Here is a 6,886-nt window from a genome sequence, read left to right as displayed (position 1 = left end):
AATCACCCAAGATATCGGTATAAATAATAAGAATTATTTTTCTTTTAATTGGGCTTTGAATACATGGAAGGAATTCACAAACGCATCCTTGATTTTTTCGGTACTGCCTATCATGCTTTCCCAGGTATCGTCGCTGGCAGTCTTGATTTTTTCCAATTGATTGCTGACTTGTTGTGCTTGTTCGCGCAGGACCATCATTTCTTCTGCATATCGCGCATGTGCGACAGCTTTGGCGTTGGCAACTTTGGTTTGTATGTCAGCCAGTTCCAAATTCAAATCATTGAGTTGATTTTTTATGACGGCTATATATGCTTGTCGTTTGATTTTCATGATGCTTCACTTTCATTTGCTTGAAATGTCTCCTGAGTGGAAGGCAGTAAGTGGCAGACTGTAGATATCGTTCTAGATATTCGCGTATTTGCCGTGTTGATTTTTCCAGTTTTCGGTATATCGCTGATCGTCAAAGTCATCGTTATGTCGAGTATGGCTGTTCAGATTATTTTCAAGCTCCAGTTCAAATTCCTGTATTTTCTTGTCTGACACCCCCCAGCCAAGCAAGGCACCAATGAGACAGCCAAACAGTGAACCCAAAATGGCGCCAGTCAATGCTGCATCCAGAGGGTGCGAAATAACGACATGCGTGCCAGGAATGGCGAATGGTGACAACATTACAGCCAAAGTTGCATTGATTGTTCCCAGATAGGCGCCCACCACCGCACCAATCGAGCACCCAATCGACATATTGGTGTGCCGCAGCAGTTTTTTGCCTCCGTTGCCTGGCATATCTGGTACAAGGCCAACATCCGGTACAGGATCATCACGTCTGCTTGTCGGGCATCTCAAAAGGGCCGGAGACTGATTTTGATTGTGTTCTCTGGGTTGAAGATGTGGCTGTGATATGTCAATCGTCTTATTCATGATGGACTTTCCTGGGGAGTTATTTTCAATCAACCGTATGTCGAGCAAATGATTTCAAATCGAAATATCTGCATTTGTCCTGTTCTGTTGCTGCTTGAAAAAGTGAATGTATATGTCAAATGTAGGCTAACTGAAAATCTTGTTCTGTACGGTGTCGTACAAAAAACCTGGCAATGATGGCTATGATTGACTTTAAAATTTAAACCCGCATTCATGAGTTTCTTTCTATGAGGTAATTGCTTATTTGGAAATCGACCCTCCGGCAACAAATGGCGCTGGAAAAGGAGTGTGTCTGTCAGCGAATAACATAGGCGCCAATACCGTATTCCGACCAATTCGCGAGGTATGCGGCAAATCCCTCTGCTGCGGGTGAGTTGACGCGTCGTGTCGGTTGATACAGGCAAACCTGGCGCATGACTTCGGGTTCGATGATACGGCGCATGGAGAGTCCCATTCGTTTGGCCCACGCGCCAACATAGGCAGGGGACAAGGTGACGGCGAGCCCTTCCGCTGCAATACCCAGCGCAGTCGATATATTGTCCACAACATCAATCGGTGCGATGCGTTCATCGTCAGGCAAACTTACATGCATGTGTTCAATGCTGCGCTCGTGATCACGCCCGGCAGCCACTAAAGCCTGATTTCGTAAATCGTTCCAATGCAGTACACGTTTTCGTGCAAGTGGGTGCTCGGCAGAGCACCACAGCACCCAGGGGCTTTCAAACAGGCCTGTGCGCTTCACATCGTCGCCGCTGCTTCGGTCTGGCCCTATTGCCAGATCAACTTCTCCACTGGCGACCATATCAGCCAGACGCTCTACCGCGGCATCCCGAATCCGGACCATTACTTTTGGATATGTTTGCTTATAGGCTTTGATGATTTTTGGCAATATCACGCTGGCGATGACCATTGGGGCCGCGACCCGCACCAGTCCGGCTGAGCGATTTCGCAGGTCGGATGCGGCTGTTTCTGCCAGTTGAACATGCCTGAGCACCATTTCCACTGAAGCCAAAAACTCCTTGCCGGCGGAGGACAGAGCAACTTTTCTGGTGCTTCGGTCAAACAGCTTGAAACCGACTGCGGCCTCCAGTTCACCCACCAACTGGCTGACGGCGGAAGGTGTCAGGCCAAGCCGGTTTCCAGCATCTGTAAAGCTCAATGTGTCCGCTGCCGTTATAAATGCGTCAAGCTGGCGTAGAGTGTAGCGAGGTAGGGGCATCAGAGTTCCTGCTATTTTTAAGATTATCTAATAAATGCATCAATATTAATCGATTGCACTTAAAGGAACTAGCGCCGATACTTCATTTCAGATTAACCACGTTCACTATGGATTGATTCATGCTGACAGCAGACATACATCAGGTTTTAGCCAGGGAGCTCCATGTTTCCGAAAGTACGGGCGTCCAAGTTGTGCAGTTTTCCAGGCGCTTCCCCGAGATGGAAATCAGTGACAGTTATGCGATTCAGCGCGCCTGGGTTCAAATCAAATTGGATGAAGGGCGCTCTATCAAGGGGCATAAGATAGGGCTGACTTCGCGTGCGATGCAAATATCTTCACAGATCACAGAGCCGGATTACGGTGCACTGTTGGACGATATGTTTTTTCGTGAGGGGGCTGATATTCCTGTCTCGCGTTTCATCCTGCCACGTGTCGAAGTCGAGCTGGCTTTTGTGTTGTGTCAGTCCTTGCGTGGGCCAGATATAACAATTTTTGATGTGTTATCTGCAACCGACTATGTTGTGCCGGCGCTTGAAATCATTGATGCGCGTATTGAGCAAGTAGATCGTGTGAGCAGGGCTCCACGCAAAGTGCTTGATACGATTGCTGATAATGCCGCCAATGCCGGGATTGTGATGGGTGGCAGGCCGGTCAGGGTGGATACGCTGGATCTGCGCTGGTGCGGTGCTCTTCTGTATAAAAACGGGGTCATCGAGGAGACGGGGTTGGCGGCAGCAGTACTTAACCATCCGGCCAATGGCGTCGCATGGCTGGCTAACAAGCTGGCTCAGCATGGCGAAGGATTGAAGGCGGGTGAAGTCGTGCTGGCGGGATCCTTTACGCGCCCTGTCGCTGGCTGTGCCGGCGACGTGTTTCATGCTGATTACGGGCCGCTGGGAGCGATCGCCTTTCGTTTTGTGTGAGGAATATGCCATGAATACTCCAGAGAATCTTTTCAAACAGGCACTGGCGCGGGGTGAGCCGCAGATTGGACTGTGGCTCGCATTAGCTGATGCTTATGCGGCCGAATTATGTGCGGGCAGTGGCTTTGACTGGCTGGTGCTTGACGGTGAGCATGCGCCGAATGATTTGCGCACGCTGCTATCTTCCCTGCAAAGCGTGGCTGCCTATCCTTCACATCCGGTGGTGCGTTTGCCGCATGGTGATGCCACGCTGATCAAGCAGGTGCTGGACATCGGCGCCACTACCTTGCTGATACCGATGGTCGAATCGGCAGCTCAGGCGCAGCAGTTGGTCAGTGCCATGCACTATCCGCCGCAGGGGATCAGGGGTGTTGGAAGCAGTATTGCCCGCTCATCGCGCTGGTCCCGTTATGCGGACTATCTGCAGCAGGCCAATGAACGTGTTTGCCTGCTGGTGCAGGTGGAAAACAAGGCCGGGCTGGATCAACTGGGAGCCATTGCCTCCGTAGACGGAGTGGACGGTGTATTCATCGGCCCGGCCGACCTGTCGGCATCCATGGGCTATCTGGGGCAGCCTGGGCATCCGGAAGTGCGTGCTGCGATAGACGCTGCGATCAAAACGATTCAAGTTGCTGGGAAGGCAGCGGGCATTTTATGTACTGATGAGATGTTGGCGCGACACTATTTGGCGCTGGGCGCCAGCTTTGTTGCAGTGGGCGTGGATACCAGTCTCCTGGTGCAGGCAAGCAGTTCGCTGATCGCAAAGTTCAAGTCGGCATCAGTCACTACAGCAGATGTACCAGATGTACCAGATGCGCTAGGTGCACCAAATGTTCGCACCGTGAGCGGCTATTGAAGAGCGAGGACATGAAAGTGCATGACTACCCGTTATCGAGCTTAGGTCCTCTGTTCGCTGGACGCTTGCTGACAGAAGCGTCGGAAACTGCGCCTTTTCTCACAGACTGGCGTGGTCGCTGGTGTGGCCGGGCCATGGCCGTGGCGCAGCCTGATACGGCAAAAGACGTGGCCGCTATTGTGCGCTGGTGCCACGAGCATAAAGTCCCATTGGTTCCCCAAGGCGGGAACACGGGCTTGTCTGGTGGTTCGGTGCCGGACGACAGTGGACGTGCGTTGCTCCTGTCGCTGACACGCCTGAACCGCGTGCGTGCGATTGATCCGTTCAACCTCACGCTCACCGCCGAGGCTGGTTGCACGCTACAGCAAGTGCAGCAGGCAGCAGCTGAAGCTGGTTACCTGTTTCCTCTGAGCCTGGCGGCTGAGGGTAGTTGCAGCATAGGTGGCAATCTGGCCACCAATGCCGGTGGTGTCCAGGTACTGCGATATGGAAATGCACGCGAACTCTGTCTGGGCCTGGAAGTGGTTACGCCCGAGGGAGAATTGTGGAATGGCTTGCGTGGGTTGCGCAAGGATAACACGGGTTATGACTTGCGCGATTTGTATATCGGTTCCGAAGGTACTTTGGGTGTCATCACCGCAGCCGTGCTCAAACTATACCCTGTACCTGCGGCACAACTGGTTGGCTTCGTTGCAGTGCCTTCGCCTGAGGCTGCCTTGCGCCTGCTGACATGGGTCCGGCGTCGCCTGGGCGCGGGATTGACGGCTTTTGAGTTGCTGACAGAAACCTGTCTTGGCCTGGTCTTACGGCATATTCCGGGAACTCGTCGCCCTCTGAATGGGTTTTCACCCTGGTATGTGCTGCTGGAAATTTCCGACACAGAAGATGAACATCACGCCAGACAGGTGATGGAATCCTTGCTTGAAACCGCACTGGAAAATGAACTGGTGAGCGATGCAGTGTTGTCAACCTCGCTGGCTCAGGCCGAGTCATTGTGGGCAATCCGCGAAAACATTTCCGAATCGCAGGCGGCAGAGGGAAAAAACATCAAGCACGATATTTCATTACCCATTTCCAGTATTCCGCGATTCATCGCGGAGACTGACGCTGCGATTGCCCGCCAGTTCCCTGGGGTGCGGATGGTGGTATTTGGCCATCTGGGTGATGGCAACCTGCACTATAACGTGTCGCCTGCTGAAGAACGTTGTGGCCCTGAGCATGCGGCTGACTTTGTTGCGCTTGAGGCAGCGTTGAACAGACTGGTACACGATGCGGTAGCAAGTCATGCCGGTTCCATATCGGCCGAACACGGATTGGGTGTACTGCGGCGCGACGAGTCGGCACGCTACAAAACAGCGCTGGAGCAAAAGTTGATGCGAACGCTGAAAAATGCCTTTGATCCCCATGGATTGATGAATCCCGGCAAACTGATTTGCTGAAGACATGATTTTTGAGAAGTGGAAAACCATGATGAATGACACTCTGAACGTGGCGGGTATTATCGTCTCACCGCATCATTATATCGACGGCCAGCGCGTCGTATCGGACGAAACATTTGATTTATTTTCACCAATCGACCAACGTCTGCTCGGGCAGGTTGCTGAAGGCCTGGCCGAACATGTTGATGCCGCCATTACCGCTGCCGCGCGTGCTTATCCGGCCTGGTCAGCTTTATCTGCTGCAGAACGTAAGGTATATCTGGACCGTTTCGCAGACGAGATAGGGAAGCGGGCGGATGCCTTTTGTATTCTTGAGTCGAACGATGCTGGAGTACTCTTGTCGCGCATGAAGCACGGTGTCGTGCCCCGGGCCATGCTTAACATCACCTGGTTTGCTGAGCACGCACTGACCCTGCAAGACCATGCTATTGATACCGAGCAGGCGCACCATATGGTGCGTCACGACCCGGCTGGTGTGGTCGCCATCATCACACCCTGGAACTCCCCGCTGATGCTGGCGACCTGGAAACTCGGCCCTGCACTGGCGGCAGGCAACACGGTAGTCGTCAAACCGCCAGAATGGGCGCCGCTCACCAGCAGTCTGCTTGGAGATTGCGCGCACGCTGCTGGCTTGCCGCCCGGTGTGCTCAATATCGTACAGGGCAGTGGCACCAAAACAGGAGCCAGGCTGGTGTCTGACCCGCGTCTGGCGCGCATATCGTTCACAGGCTCGGTACCTACCGCAAAATGGATTGCGCAGACGGCGGGTGCTAATCTCATCCCCTGCAGTTTCGAGCTCGGAGGTAAATCTCCCTTCATCGTGCTGGCAGATGCCGATATTGACAATGCTGCCGCGACAGGTGCTCTCATGTATCGCAACGCAGGCCAGGTTTGTCTTGCGGGAACACGCTTCCTGGTGCATGCCCTGGTGCGTGACAGGTTCATCGCTGCAATGCGCAACTATGTTGAGAAGCTCAACATTGGCGACCCACGTGATGAGGCGACTGAAGTTGGTCCTATCATCCATCCGCGCCAGGTTGAACGCGTCCAGAGCTTTGTTGATCGCGCCATCGCTGGCGGTGCTGAATTGCTATGGGGCGGGGCGGGGCATCCGTTTGGCGCTCAGTATTATCAGCCGACGATGCTCGCCAATGTGCGACAAGACAGCGAGATCGTACAAAACGAAGTGTTCGGCCCTGTGCTCACCTTGCAGACCTTTCACAGTGATGATGAAGTGATCGCCATGGCCAATGGTACAGATTACGGTTTGGGTGGTGTCTGCTATGGGGAAACAGAACATGCCACCCACATCGCCCAGCAGGTACGCACAGGTTTTATTTGGGTAAACAGCTTTGGCATTCGTGATCTGGCAGCTCCTTTTGGCGGCATCAAGCGTAGCGGCGTAGGGCGCGAAGGCGGAGAGTGGAGCTTTGAGTTTTTTTGCGATGTGAAAGATGTCATCGTACCGAAGAAGCCTTTCCGGGCCAGTTTCAGTCATCGTTAAATCAAATACTCAAATACAAACAGGAGA

The 6,886-nt window shown here is 53.1% G+C and carries 7 protein-coding genes; 4 read left to right on the top strand and 3 right to left on the bottom strand.

Annotated elements, in window-relative coordinates; all coding sequences use genetic code 11:
* Positions 1-33: 33 nt before the first annotated feature.
* The 3 genes from LZ463_RS28135 to LZ463_RS28125 form a co-directional block, all read right to left on the bottom strand.
* The gene (locus LZ463_RS28135) at positions 34-330 is read right to left on the bottom strand and encodes a sll1863 family stress response protein (protein WP_241459643.1); all 297 of its coding nucleotides are present in this window, start codon (positions 328-330) and stop codon (positions 34-36) included.
* 72 nt (positions 331-402) lie between these two features.
* Positions 403-918 carry a glycine zipper 2TM domain-containing protein gene (locus tag LZ463_RS28130; RefSeq protein WP_241459642.1) on the bottom strand — a complete coding sequence of 172 codons (516 nt, stop codon included), beginning with the start codon at positions 916-918 and terminating at the stop codon, positions 403-405.
* Positions 919-1,213: 295 nt separating this feature from the next.
* Positions 1,214-2,137: a LysR family transcriptional regulator gene (locus LZ463_RS28125; RefSeq protein WP_241459641.1), complete on the bottom strand. Its 924-nt coding sequence runs from the start codon at positions 2,135-2,137 to the stop codon at positions 1,214-1,216.
* A gap of 119 nt (positions 2,138-2,256) precedes the next feature.
* Here LZ463_RS28125 and hpaH point away from each other — a divergent pair, with 119 nt between their 5' ends.
* Genes hpaH through LZ463_RS28105 form a run of 4 tightly spaced genes read left to right on the top strand, consistent with a single transcriptional unit; the run spans position 2,257 to position 6,859 of the window.
* Positions 2,257-3,060 (top strand): 2-oxo-hept-4-ene-1,7-dioate hydratase, encoded by an 804-nt coding sequence (gene hpaH / locus LZ463_RS28120; RefSeq protein ID WP_241459640.1) that lies wholly within the window; start codon positions 2,257-2,259, stop codon positions 3,058-3,060.
* Between the two features lie 10 nt (positions 3,061-3,070).
* Positions 3,071-3,916, top strand: coding sequence for a 4-hydroxy-2-oxoheptanedioate aldolase (gene hpaI, locus LZ463_RS28115; protein ID WP_241459639.1), 846 nt, complete (start codon positions 3,071-3,073; stop codon positions 3,914-3,916).
* 11 nt (positions 3,917-3,927) lie between these two features.
* Positions 3,928-5,355 (top strand): FAD-binding oxidoreductase, encoded by a 1,428-nt coding sequence (locus tag LZ463_RS28110; RefSeq protein ID WP_241459638.1) that lies wholly within the window; start codon positions 3,928-3,930, stop codon positions 5,353-5,355.
* Positions 5,356-5,383: 28 nt separating this feature from the next.
* Positions 5,384-6,859, top strand: a complete 1,476-nt coding sequence (locus tag LZ463_RS28105; protein ID WP_241459637.1) for an aldehyde dehydrogenase family protein — start codon at positions 5,384-5,386, stop codon at positions 6,857-6,859.
* Positions 6,860-6,886: the final 27 nt, after the last annotated feature.

Origin of the sequence: Undibacterium paludis (assembly GCF_022568815.1) — a bacterium.
Classification (GTDB): Bacteria; Pseudomonadota; Gammaproteobacteria; order Burkholderiales; family Burkholderiaceae_D; genus Undibacterium.
The sequence above is the reverse complement of the archived record's forward strand: the minus strand, read 5'-3'. Positions and strand labels throughout refer to the sequence as shown.